The organism is Paractinoplanes maris, assembly GCF_023544465.1.
Classification (GTDB): Bacteria; Actinomycetota; Actinomycetes; order Mycobacteriales; family Micromonosporaceae; genus Actinoplanes; species Actinoplanes maris.
Window position 1 is genome coordinate 176944 of record NZ_JALPVL010000007.1, and the last position, 26999, is coordinate 203942.

25 protein-coding genes are annotated in these 26999 nt (G+C 70.1%); 21 read left to right on the forward strand and 4 right to left on the reverse strand.

The genetic code is table 11. From position 1 onward, the window contains the following. Positions 1-24 precede the first annotated feature (24 nt). Complete coding sequence (locus NAG42_RS21445; RefSeq protein WP_250032393.1) at positions 25-2040, reverse strand: sensor histidine kinase; 2016 nt, start codon at positions 2038-2040, stop codon at positions 25-27. Positions 2041-2108: 68 nt separating this feature from the next. Here NAG42_RS21445 and NAG42_RS44950 point away from each other — a divergent pair, with 68 nt between their 5' ends. The 4 genes from NAG42_RS44950 to NAG42_RS21465 all read left to right on the forward strand — a co-directional run bounded on the left by NAG42_RS44950 (position 2109) and on the right by NAG42_RS21465 (position 4881). Next, positions 2109-2762 carry a response regulator transcription factor gene (locus tag NAG42_RS44950; RefSeq protein WP_250032394.1) on the forward strand — a complete coding sequence of 218 codons (654 nt, stop codon included), beginning with the start codon at positions 2109-2111 and terminating at the stop codon, positions 2760-2762. A 129-nt stretch (positions 2763-2891) separates the two neighbouring features. Continuing rightward, positions 2892-3557 carry a DUF998 domain-containing protein gene (locus NAG42_RS21455; protein ID WP_250032396.1) on the forward strand — a complete coding sequence of 222 codons (666 nt, stop codon included), beginning with the start codon at positions 2892-2894 and terminating at the stop codon, positions 3555-3557. Then, a complete protein-coding gene (locus tag NAG42_RS21460) occupies positions 3518-4663 on the forward strand; it encodes an EamA family transporter (protein WP_250032397.1) in 1146 nt (381 codons plus the stop codon). The genes NAG42_RS21455 and NAG42_RS21460 overlap by 40 nt, the downstream gene beginning before the upstream one ends. Then, the gene (locus tag NAG42_RS21465; RefSeq protein WP_369077108.1) at positions 4597-4881 is read left to right on the forward strand and encodes an ester cyclase; all 285 of its coding nucleotides are present in this window, start codon (positions 4597-4599) and stop codon (positions 4879-4881) included. Before NAG42_RS21460 ends, NAG42_RS21465 begins: the two co-directional genes overlap by 67 nt. 9 nt (positions 4882-4890) lie before the next feature. Here the strand turns inward: NAG42_RS21465 and NAG42_RS21470 are convergent, their stop codons facing one another. From NAG42_RS21470 to NAG42_RS21480, 3 genes are all read right to left on the reverse strand, one after another. Continuing rightward, a complete protein-coding gene (locus NAG42_RS21470) occupies positions 4891-5340 on the reverse strand; it encodes a YsnF/AvaK domain-containing protein (RefSeq protein ID WP_250032398.1) in 450 nt (149 codons plus the stop codon). A gap of 83 nt (positions 5341-5423) precedes the next feature. Beyond that, positions 5424-6224, reverse strand: a complete 801-nt coding sequence (locus tag NAG42_RS21475) for a PRC and DUF2382 domain-containing protein (RefSeq protein WP_250032399.1) — start codon at positions 6222-6224, stop codon at positions 5424-5426. A 175-nt stretch (positions 6225-6399) separates the two neighbouring features. Continuing rightward, a complete protein-coding gene (locus tag NAG42_RS21480; RefSeq protein WP_250032400.1) occupies positions 6400-7167 on the reverse strand; it encodes a TetR/AcrR family transcriptional regulator C-terminal domain-containing protein in 768 nt (255 codons plus the stop codon). Positions 7168-7567: 400 nt separating this feature from the next. On the opposite strand from NAG42_RS21480, the gene NAG42_RS21485 reads away from it, so the two are divergent. The 17 genes from NAG42_RS21485 (at position 7568) to NAG42_RS21565 (ending at position 26905) form a co-directional block, all read left to right on the forward strand. Beyond that, the gene (locus NAG42_RS21485) at positions 7568-8629 is read left to right on the forward strand and encodes a YihY/virulence factor BrkB family protein (RefSeq protein WP_250032401.1); all 1062 of its coding nucleotides are present in this window, start codon (positions 7568-7570) and stop codon (positions 8627-8629) included. A gap of 46 nt (positions 8630-8675) precedes the next feature. After that, on the forward strand, positions 8676-9104 hold the full coding sequence (locus NAG42_RS21490) for a phage holin family protein (protein WP_250032402.1): 429 nt from the start codon (positions 8676-8678) through the stop codon (positions 9102-9104). Next, positions 9101-9460, forward strand: coding sequence for a DUF3618 domain-containing protein (locus NAG42_RS21495; RefSeq protein ID WP_250032403.1), 360 nt, complete (start codon positions 9101-9103; stop codon positions 9458-9460). Before NAG42_RS21490 ends, NAG42_RS21495 begins: the two co-directional genes overlap by 4 nt. Continuing rightward, positions 9457-9729, forward strand: a complete 273-nt coding sequence (locus tag NAG42_RS21500; protein ID WP_250032404.1) for a DUF4235 domain-containing protein — start codon at positions 9457-9459, stop codon at positions 9727-9729. Before NAG42_RS21495 ends, NAG42_RS21500 begins: the two co-directional genes overlap by 4 nt. A 36-nt stretch (positions 9730-9765) precedes the next feature. Then, complete coding sequence (locus tag NAG42_RS21505) at positions 9766-10071, forward strand: hypothetical protein (protein ID WP_250032406.1); 306 nt, start codon at positions 9766-9768, stop codon at positions 10069-10071. Between the two features lie 179 nt (positions 10072-10250). Next, the gene (locus NAG42_RS21510; protein ID WP_250032408.1) at positions 10251-10805 is read left to right on the forward strand and encodes a TetR/AcrR family transcriptional regulator; all 555 of its coding nucleotides are present in this window, start codon (positions 10251-10253) and stop codon (positions 10803-10805) included. Between the two features lie 359 nt (positions 10806-11164). Then, the gene (locus NAG42_RS21515; RefSeq protein ID WP_250032410.1) at positions 11165-12379 is read left to right on the forward strand and encodes an alkane 1-monooxygenase; all 1215 of its coding nucleotides are present in this window, start codon (positions 11165-11167) and stop codon (positions 12377-12379) included. 24 nt (positions 12380-12403) lie between these two features. Beyond that, on the forward strand, positions 12404-12793 hold the full coding sequence (locus tag NAG42_RS21520; RefSeq protein ID WP_250032412.1) for a DUF302 domain-containing protein: 390 nt from the start codon (positions 12404-12406) through the stop codon (positions 12791-12793). 163 nt (positions 12794-12956) lie between these two features. Then, positions 12957-13616 (forward strand): hypothetical protein, encoded by a 660-nt coding sequence (locus NAG42_RS21525; protein ID WP_250032414.1) that lies wholly within the window; start codon positions 12957-12959, stop codon positions 13614-13616. Between the two features lie 58 nt (positions 13617-13674). Then, entirely contained in the window at positions 13675-14448 is a 774-nt protein-coding gene (locus NAG42_RS21530) for a PRC and DUF2382 domain-containing protein (RefSeq protein ID WP_250032416.1), read from the forward strand. A gap of 182 nt (positions 14449-14630) precedes the next feature. After that, positions 14631-16097: a GGDEF domain-containing protein gene (locus NAG42_RS44955; protein ID WP_250032419.1), complete on the forward strand. Its 1467-nt coding sequence runs from the start codon at positions 14631-14633 to the stop codon at positions 16095-16097. 46 nt (positions 16098-16143) lie between these two features. Then, entirely contained in the window at positions 16144-19821 is a 3678-nt protein-coding gene (locus NAG42_RS21540; RefSeq protein WP_250032420.1) for a SpoIIE family protein phosphatase, read from the forward strand. Between the two features lie 69 nt (positions 19822-19890). Then, complete coding sequence (locus NAG42_RS21545; RefSeq protein WP_250032422.1) at positions 19891-21843, forward strand: PAS domain-containing hybrid sensor histidine kinase/response regulator family protein; 1953 nt, start codon at positions 19891-19893, stop codon at positions 21841-21843. A gap of 173 nt (positions 21844-22016) precedes the next feature. Next, the gene (locus NAG42_RS21550; protein WP_250032423.1) at positions 22017-23654 is read left to right on the forward strand and encodes a methyl-accepting chemotaxis protein; all 1638 of its coding nucleotides are present in this window, start codon (positions 22017-22019) and stop codon (positions 23652-23654) included. 45 nt (positions 23655-23699) lie between these two features. Next, a complete protein-coding gene (locus tag NAG42_RS21555; RefSeq protein ID WP_250032425.1) occupies positions 23700-23987 on the forward strand; it encodes a hypothetical protein in 288 nt (95 codons plus the stop codon). Between the two features lie 2 nt (positions 23988-23989). After that, positions 23990-24511: a GAF domain-containing protein gene (locus NAG42_RS21560; protein WP_250032428.1), complete on the forward strand. Its 522-nt coding sequence runs from the start codon at positions 23990-23992 to the stop codon at positions 24509-24511. A gap of 129 nt (positions 24512-24640) precedes the next feature. Beyond that, the gene (locus tag NAG42_RS21565) at positions 24641-26905 is read left to right on the forward strand and encodes a putative bifunctional diguanylate cyclase/phosphodiesterase (RefSeq protein ID WP_250032437.1); all 2265 of its coding nucleotides are present in this window, start codon (positions 24641-24643) and stop codon (positions 26903-26905) included. Positions 26906-26999: the final 94 nt, after the last annotated feature.

The following is a 26999-nucleotide window of genomic DNA, read 5'->3' on the forward strand; positions in this document are numbered from 1 at the left end:
CGCAGCGACCACCGGGGCCGATCGTCAGGGCGTCTGGAGGGTGGCGGCCGCGGTGGTCAGCGGCAGGCGGCCCTCGACCCGGACGCCCGCGCCCGGGGCGGCGGTGATCTCGACCGTGCCGCCCACCGCGCCGACGCGGTCGGCGATGCCGGTCAGGCCCGTGCCGTCGCCGGGCTGCGCCGGGTCGAAGCCCGGGCCGTCGTCGGCCACGGTGAAGCGCAGCCAGCCGTCGTCGGCGTCGAAGCGCACGGTGACCGCGGTGCCCGGTGCGTGTTTGACCGCGTTCTGCAGGGCCTCCAGCACGGCGAAGTAGGCAGCAAGCTCGACGTCTTCCCCCGGGCGAAGACCGTCGAGGCCCGGGCCGGCCGTGACCTCGACGGTGGCCGGGGCGGCGCGCGCCCGGGCTTTGACCGCGGCGACCAGGCCGCGGGTGGCCAGCACCGGTGGGTAGATGCCGCGGGCCAGGTCGCGCAGGTCCTGGAGGCAGCGGTCCAGGTCGGCGCGGGCCCGGGCCAGCGCCGACGGGTCTGTCTCGGCCGCGCCGAGGCTGACCGCGAGGGCGACCATGTGCTGCTGGACGCCGTCGTGGATGTCGCGCTCCAGCCGTCGCCGGCCGCGGGCCTCGGCGGTGACGATGCGCCGCCGGCTGGCGGCCAGGTCGGCCAGCCGGTGCTCCAGCCGGCCGGCGAGGATGACACCGCGCAGCGCGGGCCCGGCTTGCGCGGCGAGGTCGGCGAGCAGCCGCCGGTCGGCCGGGGTCAGCGGCCGGTCCACTGAGGACCGTACGGCCACGTCGCCGACCACCTCGCCCAGGTGCCACACCGGCACCTCGATCAGATCGGGCGTCGCCTCCGGCGCCGGCGTAGCGGGGAACCAAGCCTCACCCGCCTGTGCGCCGGTGTAGGCGCGGACCCGGGCCGCGGGCACGCCGAGTCCCAGGGCGAGCGCGCGAGCTGTGCCCGGCAGCACATCGCCCGGCGCGGGCGTCTGGGCCAGCTGGCGGGGCAGGGCGGCCAAGGCCTCGTACGGCGTCGCGCGCACCCCCAGGACCATCCGCCGCGCTGTCCGGCTGATCCGTTCCTTCACCGGTGCGAACAGGATGGCGACCAGCGCCGTGGCGACGACCGAGGGCAGCAGCGCGGGCGTGGAACCGGTCGTGCCGGCTACACGGCCGAAGGTGACCACCACGCCGACGTACACCGCCGTGATCCCGATGGTCAGCGCGCCGTAGACGATGGTGGTGACCAGCACCTGGTCGAGGTCCCACACCCGGTAGCGCAGGGCGCCGACGATGAGGGCGGCGGGCAGCCCGACCGCCACCGCGGCCACGAAGCCGGCCACGGCGACGTCGTGCAGGCCGGGAACCGGCTGCAGCAACAGGAATCCCGCGGCGAGGCCACCGGCGAGGGCCAGCGGGATCAGCCGCCGGCGGTCCTCGCCGGTCGTCCGGGCCAGCCGGACGACCAGGTTTCCGGCCGCCACCACCAGAAGCAGCAGGCCGAGCGACGTGACGATCTGGCTCAGACCGGCCACCCGGTCGGCGGACGCGGCGGGCAGCGCGCCGGTCCACGGGATGTCGTAGTGGAAGGTCTCATCCGGAATCGGTCCTGGGCGGATCAGATTGAGGATGACGGCGACGACAGTCAGAAGGAGACCGGCGGCCAGAACCGGTCGCCAGCGTCGCGACGGCAGGCGTCCGTCCGGGAAGAGCAGCACCAGCAACGCGATCGGCACCGGGAAGAACAACGGGTCGAGGGCGAGACCGATCGCGGCGACGGCGGAGTGCTCACGGGCCGCGTACACCCGCAGGGCGAACTCGAGGGTGAGGGCGCCGCCCGCCGTGACCAGCAACGGCCCGAGCGGGTTGGCCGGGCGCAGACCCGTCAGCAACGCGCCGGTCAGCCCGAACATCAGCCCCGTGGCCAGCGACGTGAGCACGAACAGGCCGGCGCCGGACCCGATCGCCGGAACGGCCCCGGCGACGGCCACCACGGTCAGCAGGGCGGCACCGGCGATGCAGGCGCGCAGGCGGAGGGTCATGGCCCGCAGTCTGCCGGTCGGGGTCGCCACAACGCACTGGTGCAGGCACCACGATCTATTGTCGGTGCGTGCCTATTCGGGTGGTCGTCGCTGAGGACAGTCTGCTGGTCCGGGAGGGACTGCGCAGTCTGCTGTCCGGCCGGCCCGAGGTGGAGCTGGTGGCCGTCTGTGCCGACCTCGGCGAAGTCCTGACCGCGGTGGCCGAGCACGACCCCGACGTGGTGCTGACCGACATCCGGATGCCGCCCACGATGACCGACGAGGGCATCCGCCTGGCGGCGCGGCTGCGGCAGGAGAAGCCGTCGACCGGGGTGGTGGTTCTCAGCCAGTACGACGATCCGGAGTTCGCGGTCGAGCTGCTGGCCGACGGCTCCCCCGGCCGGGCCTATCTGCTCAAGGAACGGATGTCCGACCCTCGGGAGCTGGTGGGGGCGATCGTCGCGGTCGCCGCGGGCGGCTCCGTGGTGGACGCCAAGGTGGTCGAGGCGCTGGTCCGCGGGCACGCCGAGCGGTCGCCGCTGGCCGGGCTGACGGCCCGTGAGCAGGACGTGCTGGCCTGGATGGCGACCGGCAAGGACAACCGGGCGATCGCCGCGGGCATGTTCCTGACCGTCCGGGCGGTCGAGAAGCACATCAACAGCATCTTCGCCAAGCTCGGGCTGGGCGAGGAACCCGAGGTGCACAAGCGGGTCAAGGCGGTGCTACTGCACCTGGCCGGATAACGAGCGCTGGACAACGAGCGCTGGATAGTGGTGCCTGCACCACCATCGTTGTCGTGGGCGCACCCTGGGGTGGACGCGCCGGGTCCGTGAGTCTGTGGGAGCAAATAAAACCACGGAAGGACCTCACGAATGTCCACCCAGACCGCGACCGCCACCGCCATCCACCGATGGCCGGTTCCGGCCCGCATCGGCGCCGCCGGCGTCGCCACCTTCTTCGCCGCGTCGATCGTCACCGCGGCTCTCACCCCGGGCTACCGCTCGACCCGGGACCAGATCAGTGCGCTGGCCGCGCTCGATTCGCCGTACGCCGGCATCATGATCTTCGGTTTTCTGGCCGCGGCAATCGGGTTGGTATCGACCGGCGTCGGCCTCGCCCGGCGGTACGGCGCCACCCTTTCCGGCAAGATCGCGGCCGGTCTGGTGACGGTCGCCGGAGCATTGATGGTCCTCGCCGGCCTCGCCCGGCAGGACTGCTCGCAAGCATTGCCGAGCTGCGTCGACCACGGCGACGGGGCGCTCGCGTCGGGCAGCTTCTGGATTCACCAGTACGTGTCCCTGCTGCTCTTCCTGCTGCTCGTGAGCGCCTCGTTCGTGCTCGTCCGGGCGGTGCGCCGGACCGAGGGTTTCGGCTTCCTCAAGGTGGCGGCACGAATCATCGCGTACGGGACTCTGGCCCTGACCGTGGCCATGGTCGTGGTCGGCTTCGGTGACCACGACGGGCTGGTGCAGCGGCCCTATCTGGCCGTCCTGTTCGGATGGCCGATCCTGGCGGCGGCCATCGCCCCGCGCCGCTGATCGGCGTGCCACTGATGGCCCGCGGCAGCCACCTCACCACGTCGGGACCGGTCGTGCTGACCGTCGTTTCGATGACCAGTGTGCAGCTCGGCGACGCCTGGTCGGTCTCCCTGGTCGCCACGACCGGGGCGGCCGGCGCCGCCTGGCTGCGGGCGAGTTTCGGCGCCGTTCTCCTGCTCGTGCTGATCCGGCCCCGCGTACGGTCGACCACATGGCCTCAGTGGCGCGCCATCGTGGCGCTCGGGGCGGCCTCGGCCGTCCTGAGCCTGAGCTTTCTGGGAGCCCTGCACCACCTGTCGCTGGGCACGGCGGTCGCCATCGAGTTCCTCGGACCGCTGGCCGTCGCGGTCCACCGGGGCGGCCGGCGCGGGCTGATCTGGATCGTCGTCGCGCTGGCCGGTGTCCTGGCCCTCACCCAGCCGTGGCAGGGAGCGGTGCCCGTGGTGGGAATCGCGCTGGCCGCCACGTCGGCGGTCGCCTGGGCCGCCTGCATCCTGCTGACCACCCGGGTCGGCCGGCTAGTGCCCGGGCTGGACGGCGTGGCGCTCGCGATGCCGGTCGCCGCCCTGCTCCTGACTCCCTGGGGAAGCGTCGCGGCGCTCAGCCACCTCGGGGCGGGCACCGCCGCACAGGCACTGGGTCTGGCGGCGCTGATGCCTGCGCTCCCCTTCGTCCTGGAAACCGCCGCGCTACGACGGCTGCCGCAAGCCGCCTTCGCCACCCTGATGTCGCTCGAGCCGGCCCTCGCGGCCGTCGCCGGGGCGGTCGTCCTGCACCAACGCATCGGGTTCCCGCACGTCGTCGGCGGACTGCTCGTCGTCGCGGCCGGAGCCGGCGCCACCTATCGCCCCTCGCTGGTCACCCATCGCAAGGAGTCCATATGCTCACCGACCCCGGCACCGCCGCCCACCGCCTCGTCACCCGCCTGCTCGACCTGTGGGCCGCACCCATCGCCGATCCGGGCGAGGCACTGCGCCGGTTCTCCGCCGTCTACACCGACCCGGTCACCCTCAACGGGACCGCGCTGCCGCTCAGCACACTGGTCGAACGAGCCGCGGCGACCCACCGCGCTCTCGAGCGCACGGGCGTCGAAGTCCTCGAGGTAGTCGCCCAGGACAACAAGGTGGTGGTCGCCTTCGCGATGACCGCCCGGCACATCGGCACCTGGCCGTCCGCGCTCGGCGGGGTGCCCGCGTCCGGTCGCACGGTGACCGTCCGCACGATCGACGTCCTCACCCTGACCGGCGGACTCGTCAGCGGGATCTGGGTGGTCAGCGACGAAGCGGGAATGCTGTCGCAGGTGGGCGCTTCCCTGCGGCAGTGACGACGGTGCTCAGCCGAAGGTCATCGGCGGGCGGCCGGGCACGTCGGCCTCGATGCGTTCCTTGAGGACCTCGCCGGTGGCGACGTGCTGCTCGGTCTGCACGATCTTGCTGAGGCGGATGCGCTCCACCGGCACGACCTCGGTCGTGATGACGGGGCGTTCTTCGTGCAGGACGACGTCGAAGATGACGCCGCCCTCGGGGCCGCCGAACTCCTCCAGGGTTCCGAACACATCGGGGTCCTCGACCGGCGTCCGGTGACCGTCGGCGATGGGTTCGCGCTCCAGGCGCAGCTCTTCGCGCCGGACCTGCACGGTGATCTGGACGTCTTCGGTGACCACGTACTTGCGCAGCCTGGCCCGGCCGACCTCGAACACCTCGGTGCCGGCGACCAGGCGTTGCTCGGAGCGGGTCATGGCGTCGTCGGTGGCGGGCGCCGCCGGTGGCTCGGGGGGATTCATGTCGCCTCCGCGGATCGTCTTGATGGCCCTGCCCACCGGCGCCTCACCACTTCCGCGGTGAGGCGCCGACGGGAGGAGAAGGGTCAGCGACGGACGTCGGGACCGTCGAACTCGATCTGCTCCTTGCGGACCTCGCCGCTCACCGTCTCCTCGTCGCGGACGGTCTCCTTGCCCAGCCGCACCCGCTCGACGGGGACCGTCTCGGTGTCGACGACGGGCCGCTCGGCGCGCAGGGTCACCTCGTGCTCAGCCTCGGTGATGTCGGCACCGGCGTACGCGTCTCCGCGGTTGGCGTCGGTGATCGGCTCACGCTCCAGGCGGACCTCTTCACGGGCCACCGGCACACGGACCTGCTGCTGTTCGGTGACGACGTACTTGCGCAGCCGCGCCTTGCCGGTCTGCTCGGTACGGGTGTCGGCGACCAGCCGCTCCTCCGACCGCGTCATGGCGTCGTCGCCGGCCGTCGACCGGCCGCGGGAGTCGGCGTCGTCCTGTCGCGTCCGGCTTGTGCCTTCGGCAGTGCCAGACTCGGTGCCGGTCGTGTAGCTGTTGCTGCCGGACTCGGTGCCGGTGGACCGCACGCCGTAGTAGGTGTAGAGCTCGTTCTCCTCGGCGTAGCTCAGCGCGCCGTCCGGGTCGATCCGCGGGGCGCCCTTGACGGTCGCCTTGTCGTGAGCGACGGTGATCCGGTCGTCGGACAGGGTGGCCTGGTTCAGCGGGATGAAGGTTTCCTTGGTGCCGAACAGGCCGGTGCGCACGGCCACCCACTCGGGGTCGCCGGTGTCGGTGTCCAGGTAGATCTGACCGACCGAGCCGATCTTGTCACCGTCGGGTCCGTACACGTCGGCGCCGTCGAGCCGGGTGAGGTCGTTCTGCGTGATCACAGTGTTTCCTTTCCGAGGGGATACGCAATTGCGCAAGGGAATGAGGACATGACCGTCGGCCGATCCCGGGGAATCCGATGACCGAAGCGGTGCGCTGCCCTGACTCTCGAAACGTGCCCTCGTGTTTACGCGATAAACGACTCGGCCCGAGATTTACCACCCGGCCCGCTCGGCGTCACTTCTGTTCGGTCAGCCGAGGGGGCCGGCGCCGGCGCGGCAGCAGCAGCGCGACCCGGTCGAGCAGAGCCTCGAGGGCCTCTTCGAAGTCCTGCGCCGCGGCGTCGACCGACAGGTGCGGCTCGAGGCGCTGCAGGATCGGGTAGCCGGACAGGTCCTCGGTCGCCGCCACGTCGGGTTCCTCGACCGGGCCGGTCTCCACGCCCCGGCCGGAGACCTCCAGCAGCAGGTAGCCGAGCAGGAAACTGCTGAACGCCCGGTACACCGCGGCGGCGTTCTCGTCGGAGAAGCCGGCCTCGGTCATGACCTCGAGCATCGACTCGATCCAGCGCAGGCTGCGCAACGGCGGCCGCACCCAGGGCGCCGCCGGTGGACGCGTGGCCACCAGCGGGAACACCTCGGGATGGGCCAGCGCGATGCGGCGCAGCCCGTGCGCCAGCCGTTGCAGGTAGTCCACCCAGCCGGCATGAGCCTCCAGGTGCACGTCGGGGTCGCCGAACAACTCGTCGACGACGGTCTCCACGACCCCGTCGAGCAGCGCCTCGCGCCCGGGCACGTGCCGGTAGAGCGCCATGCCCTCCACGCCGAGGTAGGCGCCGAGGCGCTGCATCGTGAGCATCCGCAGACCGTGCTCGTCGATGAACCGCACCGCGGCCTCGATGATGCGCCGCTGATCCAGGGCACCGCGGCCGGATCCCGGACCGCCCCCGGTGAACGGCACGGCAGCGGATCCGCCGCGAGCCTCGGGTGTGTCCGGGTCGATCACGGCGCCCCTCCGTCACGTCGGTTGCGGCATACCGCTCAATTCTGTCAGAAGGGCGACAGCGGCAGCGAAGGGACAGCGCAGCAACGTGCGGCCGTCTCACGATCGGTCACCTCGGCGACGATGCCGACGGCTCCGGCTGCGCGGTCCGGACCCGTACGTGAATGATTTTCGACTGCGCGTTTACCTCATAAACCAGGAGACCGGCGCGTCCGGATGATCGTGGCAATGCGGCCCGGCCGGCACCGAAAGAATTGTCACCGAAGGGGATTAGCGAATCGATCGGGTGGGGACTCACACCGACGAAACGCCGCCCCTGCCGCGGACACCGTGAGCGACCATCGACCGGTGCGTGCTCGGCTCCGTCGGGAGCAGCGAGTGCCGCATCCGAAGGACATCAGCTATGAGCTCTGACCGCAGACCAGCCCGCGATGGCGTCGACCTCGACGCGGCCGCCACCACCAAGACCGGCGACGACAAGCCGAGAGACCTGTCCGCTGTCTCGCCCGACGCCGGCCCCGGCAGTCCAGCCAAGCTCGGCGGCAAGGGACTGCTCGCCGCGCTGAAACGCACCTTCAAGCAGTTCTCGCAGGACAACGTGTCGGACTGGGCCGCCGCGCTGACCTACTACGGCGTGCTGTCGATCTTCCCCGGCGTGCTCGTGCTGGTGTCCGTGCTCGGCATGCTGAGCAGCAACGGCCAGCAGACGGTCCGGGACGCGGTCGAGGAGGTCGCCCCCAACGAGCAGCTGCAGAGCCTGGTCGACACGGTGCTCGGGCAGGTCAAGGACCCCGGGACCGCCGGCCTCGCCGCGATCATCGGTATCGTCGCCGCGTTCTGGTCCGCCTCCGGTTACATCGCCGCGTTCATGCGCGCCTCGAACGCCATCTACGACGTCCCCGAGGGCCGCCCGATCTGGAAGACGCTGCCCATCCGGGTCGGCGTCACCGCGGTGGTCGGCCTGATGCTGGTCGTCTCGGTGGCCATCGTCATCTTCACCGGTGACCTCGCCCGGGTGGTCGGCGATCAGATCGGATTGGGCTCGGCCGCGGTCACCACCTGGAACATCGCCAAGTGGCCGGTCCTCATCCTGCTGGTCAGCCTCATGTTCGCGATCCTCTACTGGGCCTCGCCGAACGCCAAGACCGGCGGGTTCCGCTGGGTCAGCCCGGGTGGCATCTTCGCCGTACTGCTGTGGCTGCTGGCCTCGGTGGCGTTCGCGATCTATCTGGCCAACTTCGCCAACTACAACAAGACCTACGGCACCCTCGGCGGCGTCATCGCCTTCCTGGTCTGGATGTGGATCACCAACATCGCCGTCCTGCTCGGCGCCGAGTTCGACGCGGAACTCGAGCGGGGCCGTGCCATCGCCGCCGGCCAGGACCCCACCGACGAGCCGTTCCTGCAGCTGCGCGACGACCGCAAGGTCAAGAAGGGCAGCGAGCAGGGCCTGGGCTCGGCCTGACGACAGAGGACGAATGCCCGATCCGCCACCGTCGACAAGGAGTGACATGTCGCAGGAATTCTTTCGTGAGTCGCCACCCCCGGCGTCGTCCACCTCCGAGCTGGTCAGCCAGGCTGCCGAGCAGGTATCGACCCTGGTCCGCGACGAGCTGGCGCTGGCCAAACTGGAGCTGACCGAGAAGGGCAAGCGCGCCGGCGTGGGCGGCGGCCTGTTCGGCGGCGGCGCGGTCCTCGCCCTGTACGGGCTGGGCCTGCTGCTGACCCTCGCCGTCGTCCTGCTCGACCTGGCCTGGCCGCTGTGGCTGGCCGTCCTGGTCGTGATGGTCGTCGTGTTCGCCGCCGCCGGCGTCGCCGCGCTGCTGGGCCGGAAGAAGCTCAAGGAAGCGACACCGCCGATGCCCAGTGACGCCATGGCCAGCACCCAGGCCGATGTGCAGACCGTGAAGCACGCCGTACGGGAAGGACGTTCGTCATGACCAACTCGGAGACCCCCACCGATCCGGAGCAACTGCGCGCCGAGATCGAGCAGACCCGCGCCGAGCTCGGTGAGACGGTGCAGGAGCTCGCGGCCAAGACCGACGTCAAGGCGCGCGCCAAGCAGGCCATCGGCGACACCCGCGCGCGGGTGGGCCAGAAGGTGAGCGGCCTCAAGCACCAGGCCGGGCAGGCCACCGGCGCAGTCGCCGAGCGCGCGTCGACGGCCAAGCGGCAGCTGGCCGAGTCCGACCTTCCCGCCCCCCTGCGCCGGCCGTTGCCGCTGGCCGCCATCGGCGCGGCCGTCGCCGCCGCGCTTGTCGTCATCGTTGTCGTGACCCGTCGGAGGTCGTCATGAGCAGCAAAGCAGCGAAGATCGCGTACAAGCCTGTCGGTTTGCTCCTCGGCGCGGGCGCCGGTGTCGTCTCCGGTCTGGTCTTCAAGCAGGTGTGGAAGGTCGCCGGCCACGACGACGACGCGCCGAACGCCACCGACGAGGATCGCGGCTGGACCGAGATCCTGCTCGCCGCGGCGATCCAGGGCGCGATCTTCGCGGTCGTGAAGGCCGCGGTCGACCGGGCCGGCGCCGCGGGTGTTCGCAAAGCCACCGGCCAGTGGCCGGCGTAAACAGCTCAGCAAACGCTGCAACGTAAGGAGAAATACATGAGGGTCATCAAACTCGCTGCCGGCCTGGCGGTCGGTTACGTGCTCGGCAGCCGCGCCGGTCGGGAGAAGTACGAGCAGATCGTCGCCACGGCCCGCAAGGTGCAGGGCAGCCCGACCGTGACGCAGGCGCAACAGAAAGCCAAGGCCATGCTCGGCACCGAGTCGGAGTCGCGTCCCGCCCGCACCGATCCGGCGCCGTCACCCGCGCCCGAGGCCTCCGTGACCGCTCTCCCCCGGCCGCCTCGCCGCCAGCCCAAGACCACGCCCGCGAAGCCGGCCGCATCCGTCGACCCGCTGGCCTGAGAATCCCGGCGTAGGCCGCCGGCGAAGCCCGCAACGCAGCCGAGGCCGAAGTGACGTGTCGCTTCGGCCTCGGCGGCACCCTGGACGGATGACCTGAGGTGCGCCGACGCCGGTGATGGCGGCCCGTCTAGGCTCTGCTGACCATGACAGCCAAGCCGTCATATCGGGACCGTAACCAGATGACGTTGCGCGAAGCGCTGGTCGCCGCGGCCCGAGACCTCACGGTGTCCGCGGGGTGGGACAACGTCCGGATGATCGACGTCGCCACGGCGGTCGGCGTCAGCCGCCAGACCGTCTACAACGAGTTCGGCGGGCGCTCCGGACTGGCCGAGGAGCTGGCGACCACCGAGATCCAGCGGTTCGCCACGGCCGTACGGAATGAATTGTTCGCACACGGCGGTGACGTCAGGCAAGCCGGCCGGGCCGCGATCGCGCACGTGCTGAACGAGGCGGCGGAGAATCCCCTGGTGTCCGGGATCCTCAGGAGCGATCGGGCCGGTGGGGCGGAGCTGCTGCCGTACCTGAGCACTCGAGCCGACGTCATTCTGGCCGCGGCCGGGCAGATCATCGTCGAGTGGGCGTCAGTCCACCTGCCTCAGCTCGATGCCGCGGTCGTGAACGTGGGCGCTGATTCCATCGTCCGGCTCACCGTCAGCCACATCGTGTTGCCGGCCGACTCGCCCGAGGAGTCGGCCGACGCGCTGGCTGAGGTCTTCGTCCGCCTGCTGCGGTGAGTTCTTCAGTGCGGCCGCATCCCGGCCTCCACTGTGCCCCGTCGACCGGCGGCCTTCTCTCGTCTCACCGAACTTGACAAAGGCCATGCGCGTGTCAAGCTGAAGACCTACGGTATCCCGCCCGGCCGCTACCCCTGCGCCGGAGGCGATACCGCGGCGAGCAACCGCGCATCGGCAGTCTCCGCCCCCGAATCCGCCGTTGCGCGGCCTGTTTCCGGAACCGCCAAATCCGGAGACGGGAGCCGCCGGTGCGTTTCGCCCTCCCCCGGGCGACGCGTGCCGGCGGCTCGCTACCGCCTTCCTCGGTCCTTCATCGGCATACACATCGAAGCTTGACACGGAAGGCTGGAATGTAAAGCATGGACGCCACCGCCCCGCTGTGGCACGACACCAAGCGCCCCCTCTGGCCGCTCGCCCTGGTCGTCCCGGCGCTGCCCTTCGTGTCTCTGGTGCTGGCGACCCTCGTCACCGGCACCTGGGCGTGGTGGCTCACGCCGGTGGTCATCCTCGGTGTCATCCCGATGATCGATCTGCTGATCGGTGACGACCGCGCGAATCCGCCCGACGAGGCGGTGCCTGCCCTCCAAGCCTCCGCCTACTACCGCTGGATCACCTACCTGTTCCTGCCCGCTCAGTTCGCCGCGCTGGTGGTGACCGGCCTGGCCTGGGCCGACGATCCTGGACCGGTCGGCGGCGCCGGGCTCGTGCTGACCGCGGGGCTGGTCAACGGCATCGCCATCAACACCGCGCACGAGCTGGGACACAAGCGGGAGCCGGTCGAGCAGTGGCTGTCCAAAATCGCGCTCGCCCCGACCGGGTACGGTCATTTCTTCGTCGAGCACAACCGCGGCCACCACGTCCGCGTCGCCACCCCGGAGGATCCGGCGAGCTCCCGCCTCGGTGAGAGCTATTGGCGGTTCTGGCCCCGCACCGTCCTCGGAAGCCTGCGATCCGCGTGGCGATTGGAGACATCCCGACACCGGCTGCGCCGGCGCAGCCCGTGGACGTGGCGCAACAACATCCTCAACGCCTGGGCCATGACCGCCGTGCTGTATACCGCGCTGATCGTCGCGATCGGTCCCGCGGTGCTGCCTTTCCTGATGATCCAAGCCGTGGTGGGATTCTCCGTGCTGGAGGCGATCAATTACCTCGAGCATTACGGGCTCCGCCGGGCGCGCAACACCGCGGGCCGCTACGAGAAAGTCGACCCGCGGCACAGCTGGAACAGCGACCGGCTGACCACGAACGTCTTCCTGTTTCAGCTGCAGCGGCACAGTGACCACCACGCCAACCCGCAGCGGCGATACCAGACGTTGCGCAGTTTCGAGGTCTCCCCGCAGCTGCCGGCCGGATACGCCACCATGCTGCTCGCCGCACTCGTTCCACCGGTGTGGCGGCGCATCATGGACAAGCGGGTCCTGGCCCATTACAACGGCGACATCGCACTCGCCAACGCGGTTCCAGGCTATTCATGCGACATGCGGCCCCGTGCCGACGGGCATCGGCATCGACGACCGAGCCCGACTCGTACGCGGCGGAGGGCGCCGAGGTCACCCGGAACCCGTACGTTGTAACCACCCTGTTGCGAGGAGCGTGCCATGTCCGTTGCGCTGATCACCGCCCGTTCCCGGTCCGATGTGGCGACGACGGTGCAGTTGCTCCAGGAGGCACTGCATCGACGTGGCATCACCGTCTTCGCCACCATCGACCACGCGGCCGGTGCTCGCAGCGCCGGTCTGGAGCTACCCGACGAGGTGGTCCTGGTATTCGGCAACCCGGCGGCCGGCACCCCGGTGATGCAAGCCGATCCCCGGGCCGGTATCGACCTGCCGTTGCGCCTGCTGGTGTGGTCGGAGGACGGCGGCACCCGGGTCGCGTTCCGCGATCCCCTGTCCCTGGCCGAGGACTTCTCACTGGCTGCGCAGACCCAGACCCTGCAGAAACTCCGCAGTGTGCTGGACGCGCTCGTCGCCGAGGTGGCCGGGTAACCACCGGCGCGATCTCCAGGCTGAGCTTGTGCTCCAGAAGATTTCGGGTTCGCTGTTTATGACGTAAACAGGCGGGCATTCGCCGTGCCGTCGAGAGCTTGTATCGAGGCAAGCAAAACACGATCTTGACATCCGAGAACTGCTCCCGCCGATCGGAGATGTCGTGAGCCACACCCCCGAACCCCCTGACAACGGCCGTGATGAACGGCGTTCCGAGCCCACGACCAAGTCGGGCGACGGCGCCCGGGCCGCCGTCCTGTCCACCCGGCGTTCCGTGGTGGCCCGCGAACAAGACCGTTACGGCGGCATCAAATGGGGATCGGCGTTCTTCGGCTGGCTGACTGCCACCGGCACCGCCGTCATCCTCACCGCGGTGCTCGTCGCGGCGGGTGCCGCGGTCGGCGTTTCCACGGGTACCGACGTCGACCAGGCGCAGGACCAGGCCTCGGACAACGCCGGCACCATCGGCGTCGTCGGCGGCATCATCCTGCTCGCCGTCCTGCTCGTCGCCTACTACTGCGGCGGATACGTGGCCGGGCGGATGGCGCGTTTCAACGGGGTCAAGCAAGGCATCGCCGTGTGGGTGTGGGCGGTTGTCATCGCCGTGCTCGTCGCGGTCGCCGGTGCGGTGCTGGGCGACAAGTACGACGTTCTCGACAAGGTCGGCGGCTTCCCGCGCCTGCCGATCGGCGGCGACGCGACCACCGGCAGCATCATCGCCCTGGTCATCGCCGTGATCGCCGCGCTGGTCGGCGCGATCCTGGGCGGCCTGGCCGGGATGCGGTTCCACCGCAACGTCGACAAGGCCGGCCTCGGCCACTGAGCGGCCACAGCACGTTTTTCGCACGACGCACGCCTGTGCATTTCGAGAAAGGACCGTCATGATCACCCAAAGCGACATTCAGCGGATCTACGGCATGGACGTCTACGCCACGGACGGTGACAAGATCGGCTCCGTCGGCCAGGTGTATCTCGACGACCAGAGCGGCGCGCCCGAATGGGTCACCGTCAAGACCGGCCTGTTCGGATCGAAAGAGTCCTTCGTCCCGCTGGACAAGGCCAGCCTCAACGGTGACCGGGTCGAGGTCGCGTTCGGCAAGGACCAGGTCAAGAACGCGCCGCGCATCGACACCGACGGCGACCTGAGCCCGGCCGAGGAGGATGAGCTGTACACCTATTACGGCCTGTCCTCCAGCAGCGGGCGCCTGGCCGGCAACACCGGCCACGACCGGACCACCGACGGCGACACCGGCCACGACACCTCCGGCCCGAACACCGATGACGCGATGACGCGCTCCGAGGAACGGCTCGTCGCGGACACCCGTACGGAGCAGGCCGGTAAGGCGCGGCTGCGCAAGTACGTGGTCACCGAGCAGCAGCAGGTCACCGTCCCGGTCACCCGCGAGCAAGCGACGCTCGAACGGGAGCCCATCACGGACGCCAACATCGACAGCGCCCTCGACGGTCCCGCGATCAGCGAGGAGGAGCACGAGGTCGACCTGCACGCCGAGCGCCCGGTGGTGGACACCGAGGCCGTGCCCGTCGAGCGGGTCCGGCTGGGCAAGGAGACGGTCCGCGACGAGGAGACGGTCGGCGGAGAGGTCCGTAAGGAGCAGATCGAGTTCGACGGCCCCGAGGGCCGCAACCGCTCCTGATCCGCACACACCCGAGGGGGGTGAACGGGGACTACCGATCATCGGTGGCCCCCGTTTTGCGGCAACGGGTCAGCCCCGGTGCCGCGGCCGGCTGAGGACGGCCGGGAGTGTTCGTCCCGCCGTTGCGTACCGGATCTCAGTTCCCCCTGCCGGGGGTCGATAGGTCGATCGTGGCAAGCTCGGTGATCCGCAGGCTCTGGATCTGGTACGGCGCCGTCAGTGTCGTTCTGACGCTCGTACGCGCCATCGTGCCCGAGCAATCGCCGGCCGCGACGTTTGTCACCTTCTGCTACCCGGTGCTGACGATCGCCGCTATCGGCCTCGGTATCCGGTTGAACCGGCCCGCACGCGTCCTGCCGTGGGCGCTTTTGCTGATCATGACCGTCGCCGGCGGGGCGGGCAACGTCGTCATGTCGGTCTACCTGTTCCATGGCCGGGTCCCGTTCCCGTCGCCGGCCGACGCCCTGTGGCTGGCCTGTTATCCGCTGCTGCTCGCCGGTTTGATGCTGCTGGTGGACGGACTGTCCTGGCGTCGCGACCGGGCCGGGATCCTCGACACGCTGATGGTCACCGGTGGTCTGGGCCTCGGGGTGTGGTTGTTGTTCCTGCGGGAGCTCATCGCACCGGCCATGCCGCTGGACGCCCGGCTGGTCGCCGTGGCCTACCCGCTGGCCGACCTGCTGCTGCTCGCCGGGGTCATCCGGATGTTCACCTCCTCGGCCCGGCGGGGGCCCGCCTTCTGGCAGCTCGTCGCCTCGCTCGGCATCCAGGGCCTCGCCCATGTCGGCTGGATCTGGCAGTTGTCACACGGAACCAATCACAACGAGCTGGCCCCCGCGTTCGTGGCGAGCGCCCTTCTGCTCGGTGGCGCCGCACTGCACCCGTCGATGGCGAAGATCGGCAGCGAGGACATCCGGCCCTCGGCCGGCGTCACCCCACACCGGGTTCTGCTGATCAGCTCGGCCTGCCTGCTCGCACCGATCCAGCTGATCATCAACGGCGTGCTGGCCGACGGCCACGTCGACTGGCTGGCCGCGTCCATCTGTTCCATCGCGGTGTTCCTCCTGCTGATCGTCCGCATCCTCGGGCTGATGCGCACGGTGCAGGATCAGGCCGACAAGCTCGAGTCGATCGCCTACCTGGACGGGCTGACCGGGATCCCCAACCGCCGGGCGTGGGACACCGAGCTCGAGCGCCGATTGGCCATCACGCGCCGCTCCGGGCAGACATTAGTGGTCGGCCTGATCGACCTCGACCACTTCAAGCGGTACAACGACCTCTTCGGTCATCCGGCCGGCGACGAGCTGTTGCGAACCGCCAGCTCCGCCTGGCAACAGCAGCTCAGAGCCGGCGACCTGATCGCTCGCTACGGCGGCGAGGAGTTCGGGCTCATCCTGCACTGCCGGCTGAAGGACGCGGCCATCGTCATGGATCGGCTCCGAGAGGTGACGCCCGCCGGTCAGACCTTTTCCGCGGGCCTCGCCCAATGGACCGGCGGTGAGTCGGCCGAGCAACTGACCGCACGAGCCGACGCGGCGCTCTACGGAGCCAAGCGCGACGGACGCGACCAGTTCTTCGTCGGCGGACACCCGTCACGCACCGACCTGCAGGCCGACTTCGTCGGCGGCACCCGCCCCGTCGCCCAGTAGGCCACCTGCAGGAATGGCCACGGCCTGGCGTGGGTAGCGTGACCTCGTGACAGACGACCTCTTCGCCGATGGTGGGGCCGCCGGACGATTGATGGGCCGGCTCGACTGGTCCGCGACCGACGTCGGCCCGGTGGAGAGCTGGTCGCAGAGCTTGCGAGCAGTGGTACGCATTGTGCTGTCCTCCCGCTACCCGATGTTGCTGCTGTGGGGCCCGAACTACACCCAGCTCTACAACGACGCCTACTCCGCGTTGATCGGCGACCGGCACCCGGACGCACTCGGTGGTGACGTCCGGGTCACTCTGGCCGAGGGCTGGGACGTGCTGGAACCCCTGATCGTCGAGGCCCGGACGACCGGCGTGGCCAGCTGGGTGCCGGCGCTGCAGCTGGCGCTGAACCGGTCCGGTTACCGCGAGGAGGCCTACTTCAGCGTCTCGCACGCGCCGGCCCGCGACGACGACGGCACCACTAAGGGCATCCTCACCGTGTGCAGCGAGGTCACCGAGCAGGTGGTCGGGGAGCGACGGCTCCGCCTGCTGCGTGAGCTCGCGGTGCCGGCCGGCGGGCGGGCGGCCGACGTCGACCAGGTCTGCGCCCAGCTCACCGCGGTGATCGGCGAGCACCGGACAGATGTCCCTTTCGCGGCGATCTACCTGCGCGACGGCGCGTTCCTGCGGCGCGCCGCGGCCGTCGGGGTGGATGAGGTCGACGCGGTGCTGCCGCCGCTGGTGGGCCCGTCCGACGACGGCTGGCGTCTGCACGCCGCCGCCGCGAACGAAGCGCTGGACATCGAGGACGTCGAGGATCGGCTCACCGTGACCGGCGGCGTCTGGGACGACCCCGTCCGCACCGCGGTCGCCCTCGCGCTGCCGTCCGCGGAGCGGTTTCAGCCCCTGGGCGTGCTGCTGGTCGGGGTCAGCCCCAGCCGGGGCCTCGACGAGACGTACCGCTCGTTCTTTCAGCTGCTCGCTCAGCAGGTCGCGGTCGCGGTCCGCAACGCGCAGGCGTACCAGGAGGAACGCGATCGGGCGGCGGCGCTGGCCGAGCTGGACCGGGTCAAGACCGACTTCTTCACCGACGTCAGCCACGAGTTCCGTACGCCGCTGACTCTGATGATGGGCCCGCTGGCCGATGCCCTGGCCGACGCCGGTGAACCGCTCGGGCCGGCCCAGCGCGACCGGGTGGAGCTCGCCCGGCGCAGCGCCGACCGGCTGCTCTCGCTGGTCAACAATCTGCTGACCTTCTCCAGCCTGGAATCCGGGCGATCCGGGCACCGGCCACGACCGGTCGACCTGGCCCGCTACACCACCGAGCTGGCCGGGGTCTTCCGCGCGGCGATCGAACGCGCCGGCTTGCGCCTGGTGGTCGACTGCCCACCGCTGCCGGTCACCGCGGCCGTGGACCCGCTGAACTGGGAGAAGATCGTCAGCAACCTGCTGTCGAACGCGCTCAAGTTCACCTTCGTCGGCGAAATTCAAGTACGGCTGGACGCCGACGCCGGCACAGTGCGGCTGCGCGTCTCCGACACCGGGATCGGCATCGCCGCCGACGACCTGCCCCAGCTGTTCGACCGTTTTCACCGCGTACGGGATGTGCGGTCCCGCAGTCACGAGGGCAGCGGGATCGGGCTGGCCCTGGTCCGCGAGCTGGCCCGGGTGCAGGGCGGGGACGTGACGGTGGACAGCGCCCCCGGCGCCGGGGCCACGTTCACGGTCACCGTGCCATTGGTCGAGGCCGCGCCGGACGAACCGCTGCCGGACATGTTCACCGCGCAGACGGCGGCCCGCGAGGCGGTCGGCTGGCTCGACGATGCCGTCGACCCGGCCGAGCCGGCCCCAGCACCGGCGGCGGACAGCGCCCGGATCCTCGTCGCGGACGACAACAGCGACATGCGGGCATACCTCACCCGATTGCTCGCCCGGGAGGGCTGGCACGTCGAGTCGGCGGCGGACGGGCAGACGGCGCTGGAGGCCATCCACCGAAACCCGCCGGACCTGCTGCTGACCGACGTGATGATGCCTCGCCTGGACGGATTCGCCCTGGTCCGGGCCTTGCGCGGCGACGAGGCGACCCGGGCCTTACCAGTGATCATGGTGTCCGCCCGGGCCGGTGACGAGTCCGGTGTGGAAGGCATGGAGGCCGGCGCCGACGACTACGTGGTCAAGCCCTTCACCGCGGCCGAGCTGATCGCGCGGGTCCGCAACACGCTGCGGCTGGCCCGGGTCCGCGCCGCGCACACCCGGCAACTGTCCGCGCTGGCCGACACGGCCGCGGTGATCACCTCCGGGCGGGCCCTGGAGGAGGCGTTCCAGACCGTCACCGAACAGGCCCGGGCCCTGCTCGACGGGATCGCGGCCGAAGTCGTGGTCGCCGACAGCGACAGCCGTCCCGAGCTCCGGTTCACCGCGGGCCTCGAGGCCGCCTCGGCCGACACCGCGGGGAGCGTGCGGGCGGCGATCCGCGGGCGCGGCGGCGAGCCGATCGGCACGCTCACCGTCCTGGTCGACGCGACGCGCCGGCTCAGCGACCTCGAACGGGGCCTGCTCGTACCGATGGCGAACATGCTCGCCTCGCTGGCGCAGGCCGGGTGGCAACTGGACCAGGACCGGCAGTTGGTGCTGACCCTGCAGCAGAGCACCCTGCCGGAAAACCTGCCCACGCTGGACGGCTGGGAGCTGCAGGCCGTCTACCGGCCGGCCGCCGGACGGGTCGGCGGTGACTGGTACGACGTCGTGGTGCTGCCCGGCGGTGACACCGTGATCAGCATCGGCGATGTGGCCGGTCACGGGCTGGGCGCCGCGGTGATGACCGGCCAGGTGCGGAACGCGGTCCGCGCGTACGCGGTCGAGGACTCCGCCCCGGCGACCATCATCACCCGGGTGGCGGCGTTGCTCAACCGCCTCGGCACGCCCTTGCTGGCAACGCTTTTCGTCCTGCGCGTGGATCCGAGCACGGGTGATTTCGCGTGGTGCAGCGCCGGCCATCCCACCCCCGTGCTCTCCACCCCGTCGGGTGACACCGACCTGCTGCGCGGAACCGTCGGACCGCCGCTCGGCCTGCGCCGGGCGTCCTACCGGCAGAACGACGGTTCGCTGCCGCCCGGCGGCCAACTGCTGCTGTACACCGACGGCCTGGTCGAGAACGCGCCGAGCTCGATCGACATCGGACTCGAGCGGCTGCGGCGGTCCAGTCACGAGTCGTACAAGGCCGACGCGTCCACCACCGCGGTCCTGGACTCCGTGCTGGCCGGCGTCCCGCAGCCCCAGCACGACGACATCGCCGCGGTCGTCCTGCGCCGGAGGCGGGCACCCGAGGATCCGGTGGAGACCGAGGTGCCGGACCTCGACGTCACGTGGGTCTATCCGCTGGAGCCGTCGGCGGCCGGCGCGATGCGCCACGACCTGCGGGTCATGCTGGGCGATTCCGACATCGACACCGATTTGCTGTACGACCTGCAGACGGCCGCGACCGAGGCGGTCAACAACGCGGTCGAGCACGCCCAGCGGCCGACCCGGCCCGAGGTGGAGGTGCGGATGCGGATCGTCGATGGCACCGTAAGGATCGTGGTCCGCGACTTCGGCGGGTGGCGGGCCCGGCCGGCGGCCCGAGACCGTGGACGTGGCGCCACGTTGATGAGCGCGTACGGCGACGTCCGCGTGGTCCCGACGGCCACGGGTACGACCGTCACCATCGAACGCCGCTGGCGGGCCCATCACCTTCGGTGATCGTCCGTGGTCTCCAGCAAAGCAGGGCGCACGGCTCAGTGTCGGCGGTTCGCGGCCGAAGTGGGGACTATGCCGGACCAGACTTTCCTGCTGGCGAATCTGATCATCACGGTCGCCTACGGGTCGATCACCGTGGCGATTCTGGTACCGGTGGGCCGAGCCGGACAGTTGCGCACGAACAAGCTGGCTGTGGCCACGTCGATGATCTTTTTCAGCTGCGCGGTGGGGCATGCTCTGCACGCGGTCATGGCCTACCAGACGCTTGTCCGGGGCCCGGCGACGCATCATCTGACCGAAGACGTGGGCTGGCCGTGGACGTCGGCGCTGTGGGACGTCGGCACGGCCGGCGTAGGTGTCTACTACTGGACGTTGAGGCGGGGCTACGGGGTTCTGCTGGGGCCGGGGGCGATCTACGTCGACCCGTGGGGGCAGAGCCGCCTGGAAGAGGCGACCGCCCGGGAGCAGGCCGCCCGTGATGTCGCCGAGGCCCAGCGGGCGACGCTGGCCACGGTGGTGGAGCACAGCGACGACGCGATCGTCGGGCTCACCCCGGAGGGACTCGTCACCGCCTGGAACAAGGGTGCCGAGAAGCTGTTCGGTTACACCGCTGCGGAGATGCTCGGCCGGCCGGCCGCCATGCTGGCCGATCAGCGGGAGGCCGAGAGCCAGCAGGATGTGCTGGCCGGTATCCGCAGCGGGGAAGGTGGCCGGTCGTATGAGGCCCGGCGTCTGCGCAAGGACGGCACCGCGGTCGATCTCGCGCTGACCGTCACCCCGATCGCTGATCAGGCGGGCACGGTGATCGGGATCTCGGCGATCGCCCGGGACATCACCGCGGCCAAGGAAGCCGCCGAGCGGCAACGCGCCGTGCAGGACCGCACCAATCAGGCTCAGCGCATGGAAAGCCTGGGCAACCTGGCCGGGGGCGTCGCGCACGACTTCAACAACATCCTGGCCATCATCGGCAACTACACCGACTTCGCGATCGAGGAGACCGAGGACAAGCCGCAGGTCCAAGCCGACCTGAAGCAGGCCCGGACCGCGGTGGACCGAGCCGGCAACCTGACCCGTCAGCTGCTGACCTTCACCCGGGGCGACGCCATCCAGCCCCGCGACATCGACCTGAACACCTCGATCGCCGAAGTGCACGCCATGCTGCGACGCACCATCGGTGAGCACATCACCCTGATCGCGCGGTCCACACCGGAGCCGCTGATCGCGCACGCCGATCCCGGTCAGGTCCAGCAGGTGCTGCTCAACCTCGCGATCAACGCCCGCGACGCGATGCCCGACGGCGGCACCCTGGTCCTGGAGGCCAACGCCACCACGCTCGACGGCGACGACGTCATCATGCAGCCGGCGTTGGCCGCCGGCGCCTACGCCCGGCTGCTGGTCAGCGACACCGGTCACGGCATGTCAGCCGACACCGTGGCGCGGATCTTCGAGCCGTTCTACACCACCAAGCCGCGCGGCAAAGGCACCGGACTCGGCCTGGCCACCGTCTACGGCATCGTGACCGAAGCCGGCGGCAGCATCAACGTGTACTCCGAGATCGACATCGGCACCACCTTCCGGGTCTACCTGCCGCTGGTGACCACCCCCGTCAGCGCACCGGCCGACACCAGCCTCCAGGCGCCGCCGCCGGGCGACGGCGGCACCGTGCTGGTCGTGGAGGACGAACCCGCCCTGGCCCGGGTCATCAACCGCATCGTCGCCAAGGGCGGCTATCACGTCCTGGCCGCGGCGAACGGTGTCGAAGCACTGAAGCTCTACACCGAACACGGGTGCGACATCCTGCTCACCGATGTGATCATGCCCGAGATGTCCGGGCCCCGGCTCGCGGAGCTGGTTCATGAGCACAACCCGGAGCTGCCCGTGGTGTACATGTCCGGTTACAGCAACGGCCTCCTCGGCGAGACCCACGTCCTCGACGACGACATCACCTTCATCGAGAAGCCCTTCACCGCCGGCGATCTGCTGCACAAACTCGCCTCGGTGAAGCCGCGAGCCCTGGATCGCTGACCGCAGTCCCCCAGGCGCCGGCGACCGGATACCTCAGACGTTCGAGGTGGGGCTAAGCGCTTCCTTGACCACGCCGATGTAGGTGGTGCGGGAGGCGGGGGCTTGCCCGTGAGACATCCCTTGCGGCGCAAGCCGGGACGGATGACTCTGTGCTATCAGAGAGCGAAACCATCGTGAGTGAGACCAGGGCTGTCGAACTGCTGGTCGGCCGAGCGGGGGGCCGGCGACGGTCGTTCGCCGACCTCGGTGTCAATATCAAGATCTTGGCGGCGGTCGCCGTCGCCGCCGCGGTCGCGGTGATCGTCGGCGTCGTCGGTCTCACGGCCTTGGGTCGCTCCAGTGCTGCCGCGCAGCAGATCTATCAAAACAATCTCACCGGCGTCGACGCCATCGGTGTCGTCAACGCGGCGGCCAGCCAGACCCGCTTGGACCTGGCCAACCATGCCATCTCGCAGGACGCGGCGACGATGGCCAAATACGAGGACAAGTTCAGCTCGGGTCTCCAGGCGGTGACCGCCGGGATCGCTGCCTACCGCGCCAGCAACCCGGCCGGTAGCGCCGCCGCGATTGACGAGCTGGAATCAACCTGGCGGAAATACACCGAGGTCGCGCAGAGCCGGCAGATCCCCGCGGGACAGCGTAATGACCTCGTTGCTTGGCAGCAGACCCGAGACTCCACGATCACTCCGCTCGTCACCAGGATGACCGAGCAGTTGCAGGAGCTGGGAAAGGCCGAGAGGAGTGATGCGGCCGCGGCCGCCGCGTCCGCCCGATCGGACTACGAGACCAGCCGGCTCCTCTCCATCACCCTGCTGGTAGTGGGGCTGTTGGTGGCGGCGGGACTGGGTGTCTGGGTCGCCCGGCAGATCGTGCGGGCACTGCTCAGGGTGAAAAGCGTGTGCGAAAGCCTGGCCGCCGGTGACCTGACCCGCACCGCCGGGCTGGTCTCGCGGGACGAGCCCGGGCAGATGGGTGCGGCGCTGGACACGGCGGTCGGACGGCTGCGAGAGACCGTCACCACGATCGGCGGATCGGCCACGACCCTGTCCGCGGCATCGGAGGAACTGTCGGCAGTCAGTGCACAGCTGCAGTCCGGCGCGGGCGACGCCGCGTCGCAGGCGACCAACGCCAGCGCCGCCACCGAGGAAGTGAACGCCAGCGTGCACACCATCGCCGCCGGCGCCGAACAGATGAGCGCGTCGATCGCCGAGATCGCGACCAACGCCTCGCGCGCCGCGGAGGTCGCCCGTCAGGGACTGACGGTCGCTGAGCGCACCAACCAGCAGGTCGCCGAACTGGGTGTCGCCAGCGCCGAGATCGGCGATGTGGTCAAGTTGATCACCAGCATCGCCGAGCAGACCAACCTGCTGGCCCTCAACGCCACGATCGAGGCGGCCCGCGCCGGCGAGCTGGGCAAAGGCTTCGCGGTGGTGGCCGGCGAAGTCAAGGAGCTGGCCCAGCAGACCGCCAAGGCGACCGAGGAGATCACCGCCCGGATCTCCAACATCCAGGCGTCCAGCGGATCCGCGGCCGGGGCCATCGGGGAGATCACCTCGGTGATCGCCCAGATCGGCGATTACACCACCACGATCGCGTCAGCGGTCGAGGAGCAGACCGCCACCACCAGCGAGATGAGCCGGTCAGTGGCCGAGGCCGCCAGTGGAAGTGGCGAAGTCGCCCGGACCGTCTCGGGCGTCGCCGAGGTCGCCGGAGCCACCGCCGACGGCGCCAAGGCGACGCAGCAGGCCGCCGTGGACCTGACCCGTCTCGCCGACGACCTGAACACCCTGGTCAGCGGTTTCCGTCACTGACCTTGCCACCGCGCCCGCGGGTCAACGCCGACCTGGAGGAGAGCTATGTCAGCCACCGACGACGACACCACCTACGGGTTGCATCGGCCCACCATGAACGACGCCCATGAGGCGATGCATCGTGTCCACGGCGTCGATGGACCGGCCGTCTGGGCCCAGGCGCTGACCGCGGCCGGCCTCAGCGCCACCTCGCAGAAGGACGACGACCTGCCCCGGCTCCTGGAGGCGATGACACGGCTCGACCCGGTCTCCCGGCTGTGTGCTCAAGCCCTGCGCATCCGCCTGTCCTCGCACACCCATCTGAGCGCCGCCCATACCCTCACGAGGAGATAGCAGTGGCCACCCTGAGCCTGCCCGAACTGTTCGCCCGCCTCGGCTCACCGCAACGGATCCGGCGGATCGCCAGCTACGACCTGTTCGACCCCGGCCTGCGACCGCTGCTGGACGCCATCGCGGCCCGCAACGCCGAGCGACTGCACGCTCCGGTGTCGATGGTCTCGGTCATTCTCGACAGCTCCCAGTTCATCCTCGGCAGCCACGGCGTCACCGGATGGGTGGCCGAAGCACAAGGCACCCCGGCCGAGTGGTCCTTGTGCACCCACACAGTCCTGGGCGGCCGGCCCTATTGCGTCAGTGACAACACCCAGGATCCCCTGCACGCCGACAATCCCCTGCTCGCCATGAGCGGTCTGCGCAGCTACGCCGGCGTGCCACTCCGAGACGACAGCGGTCAGAGCCTCGGCTCCCTCTGTGTCGTGGACGTCGTGCCACGAGATTTCACCGACGAGGACCTCGAGTTCCTCCAGCAGGGCGCCGATGACGTCATGCGGGTCCTCGCCGACCATCGCACCGGCTGACGCCGCGGCGGTGACAGCGCAGTCGTGCGCCCGGCTGGTCAGCCGGACCCGCTACGGCGGCTGAAAGCAGCGAAGGACATCCTGGCGCCGATTGGTTGACCGGGGACCGATTCTGCCGATGGATATCGCGTGGTGCAGCCAGAGTTCGAGGAACACGAAGCCGAGTACTGGGCGCGACAGATCCGGGTCGGCGCCCTCATCGCGGCCGGTATCACCCTGCTGGGCGCGGCACGGGTCCTGCTCAACTGGGCCCCCGGGGATCAGTGGCTCCTGGCCCCGATGGTCGTCGCCGGACTCCTGCAGGCAGCCACCGCCTGGCTGCCGTGGAAGAGGTTCGTGCGGCGGGTGCGGACCCGCCGGCTGCTCGTGGCATGGTGGGTCGCCGAGATACCGGTGCTGTTCATCTTCTCCCAGCACGACACCAACGGCATGCTGCTGTACCTCCCCGGTGCCACGCTGATCCTCGTCCTGGCGACGGCCCTGTTCTCCCCCGCCGTCGTGATCTGTCTGGGCGTCGTGTCCGTTTCCGGGTTCCTGGCCCTGTTGCCGTTCCAGTCCTCGGTCGAGACGGTCGCCGTCCTGGGCATGGTGTTGATCATGATGAGTGTGGTGGCCGTGAACGCGATCATCGCCCACAACCGGGGCCGGCTCGACGCGCGGCGTCGCTCGGCCGAGCGACGCACCGAGGCGCTGCTGGAACACTCCTCGGACCTCGTCGTCGCGCTGGCCGGCAAGGGCCGCATCCGCTACGCCAGCCCGTCGGTCGCCGCCGCTCTGGGCCGCAGCACCGACCAGCTCACCGGTGACGAGCTCGGCGCCATGGTGCACGCGGACGACCTGCCTTTCGTCCAGGACTGGATCCGGCAGGTCTGGGCGGCACCCGCCGGGCAGACGTCACGCACGGAGCTGCGGCTGCGGCAGGCCGACGGCTCGATCCTGTTCGTCGACGCCATTGCCGCGAACCGCCTGAGCGACCCCGACGTGCAGGCCGTCATCGTGAGCCTTCGCGACATCGGCACCCGGCGCGCGCTGGAGCAGCAGCTCAGTTTTCAAGCCTTCACCGACTCGCTGACCGGGCTGGCCAACCGTGCGCTGTTCCGAGAGCGGCTGCATCAGGCCGTCACCGAGCCCCACGACCAACCCGTCACGCTCGTACTGATCGATCTCGACGACTTCAAGGACATCAACGACGAGCTCGGCCACAGCGCCGGCGACGAACTGCTCACCATCCTCGCGGACCGGCTCCGCCGGCGGGTACGCCCGAACGACACCCTCGCCCGCCTCGGCGGGGACGAATTCGCTCTGATGATCCACGGCGGGGACACCGACACCACCGCCCTGGCCGAGCGCCTGCTCGACGACATCCGCGACCCCGTCCAGCTGGCCAGCCGGGAACTGCACCTCACGGCCAGCATCGGCATCGCCGACACCCGGGACGGCCCGCTGCAACCGGACGAGCTGCTGCGCAACGCCGACCTGGCCATGTACGCGGTCAAACGGGCCGGCCGCAACGCCCACGCCACCTTCGAGCCGGCCATGCACGCCGCGGCCCTGCATGAGGCTCAGCAACGCGCCGACCTGGAACAGGCACTCATCGGCGAACAGTTCGAGGTGCACTACCAACCCGTGATCAACCTCGCCACCGCCGAACTCACCGGCGTCGAAGCGCTGGTGCGATGGCAGCATCCCCGGGAAGGCCTCGTGGGCCCGGTGCATTTCATCCACCACGCCGAGAACAGTGGTCTCATCGTGCCGCTGGGGCGCTGGATCCTGCGTCAGGCCTGCCGGCAGCTCGCTCAATGGCAGCAGAGCATGCCCGCCGCCGCCGGCCTGCGGATCAACGTCAACCTGTCCGCCCGCCAGTTCCAGCACGCCGGCCTGCTCGACGACGTGACCGCCGCCGTTCAGGACGCCGGCATCGCACCCGAGTCGCTGACGCTGGAGATCACCGAGTCGATGCTCATGGACGACGTCGACGCCGCCATTGAGGTGCTCCACGCACTCCGCCGTTTCGGTGTCCGCCTGGCCATCGACGACTTCGGCACCGGCTACTCGTCGCTGAGTTACCTGCAACGCCTCCCGGTCGACACGATCAAGATCGACCGCAGCTTCGTCGAGCACGTCGAGGCCAACCCCGACAACCTGGCCATGGCCGAAGCAATCGTCGACCTCGGCCAGACGCTGGGACTGAGCACCGTCGCCGAGGGCATCGAGACCCCCGGCCAGCGCGACACCCTGCTCCGGCTGGGCTGCGAATACGGACAGGGCTACCTGTTCAGCCGCCCGGTGGACGCCGATCAGCTGGCCCGCCTGCTGCGGGCCGGCACCCACAGTCCGGCCTCGACGCCGGAGGACACGACAACGGTGGCGCTGCTGACGACAGGAATGTCCTGACCGCGGCACCGCGTGCCGCGTGCCGCGTGCCGCGTGCCGGCCCATTAACGAACGAGTTGTCGATTAGTTACGGGCGCTCTATTGCCAACAGCCC

Bases quoted from the DNA above. Each gene is read 5' to 3' on its own strand.
- NAG42_RS21445 (WP_250032393.1), bottom strand. From the start codon at position 2,040: ATGACCCTCCGCCTGCGCGCCTGCATCGCCGGTGCCGCCCTGCTGACC.
- NAG42_RS21455 (WP_250032396.1), top strand. From the start codon at position 2,892: ATGTCCACCCAGACCGCGACCGCCACCGCCATCCACCGATGGCCGGTT.
- NAG42_RS21460 (WP_250032397.1), top strand. From the start codon at position 3,518: ATGGCCGATCCTGGCGGCGGCCATCGCCCCGCGCCGCTGATCGGCGTG.
- NAG42_RS21470 (WP_250032398.1), bottom strand. From the start codon at position 5,340: ATGAATCCCCCCGAGCCACCGGCGGCGCCCGCCACCGACGACGCCATG.
- NAG42_RS21485 (WP_250032401.1), top strand. From the start codon at position 7,568: ATGAGCTCTGACCGCAGACCAGCCCGCGATGGCGTCGACCTCGACGCG.
- NAG42_RS21490 (WP_250032402.1), top strand. From the start codon at position 8,676: ATGTCGCAGGAATTCTTTCGTGAGTCGCCACCCCCGGCGTCGTCCACC.
- NAG42_RS21495 (WP_250032403.1), top strand. From the start codon at position 9,101: ATGACCAACTCGGAGACCCCCACCGATCCGGAGCAACTGCGCGCCGAG.
- NAG42_RS21500 (WP_250032404.1), top strand. From the start codon at position 9,457: ATGAGCAGCAAAGCAGCGAAGATCGCGTACAAGCCTGTCGGTTTGCTC.
- NAG42_RS21505 (WP_250032406.1), top strand. From the start codon at position 9,766: ATGAGGGTCATCAAACTCGCTGCCGGCCTGGCGGTCGGTTACGTGCTC.
- NAG42_RS21510 (WP_250032408.1), top strand. From the start codon at position 10,251: ATGACGTTGCGCGAAGCGCTGGTCGCCGCGGCCCGAGACCTCACGGTG.
- NAG42_RS21515 (WP_250032410.1), top strand. From the start codon at position 11,165: ATGGACGCCACCGCCCCGCTGTGGCACGACACCAAGCGCCCCCTCTGG.
- NAG42_RS21520 (WP_250032412.1), top strand. From the start codon at position 12,404: ATGTCCGTTGCGCTGATCACCGCCCGTTCCCGGTCCGATGTGGCGACG.
- NAG42_RS21530 (WP_250032416.1), top strand. From the start codon at position 13,675: ATGATCACCCAAAGCGACATTCAGCGGATCTACGGCATGGACGTCTAC.
- NAG42_RS21545 (WP_250032422.1), top strand. From the start codon at position 19,891: ATGCCGGACCAGACTTTCCTGCTGGCGAATCTGATCATCACGGTCGCC.
- NAG42_RS21555 (WP_250032425.1), top strand. From the start codon at position 23,700: ATGTCAGCCACCGACGACGACACCACCTACGGGTTGCATCGGCCCACC.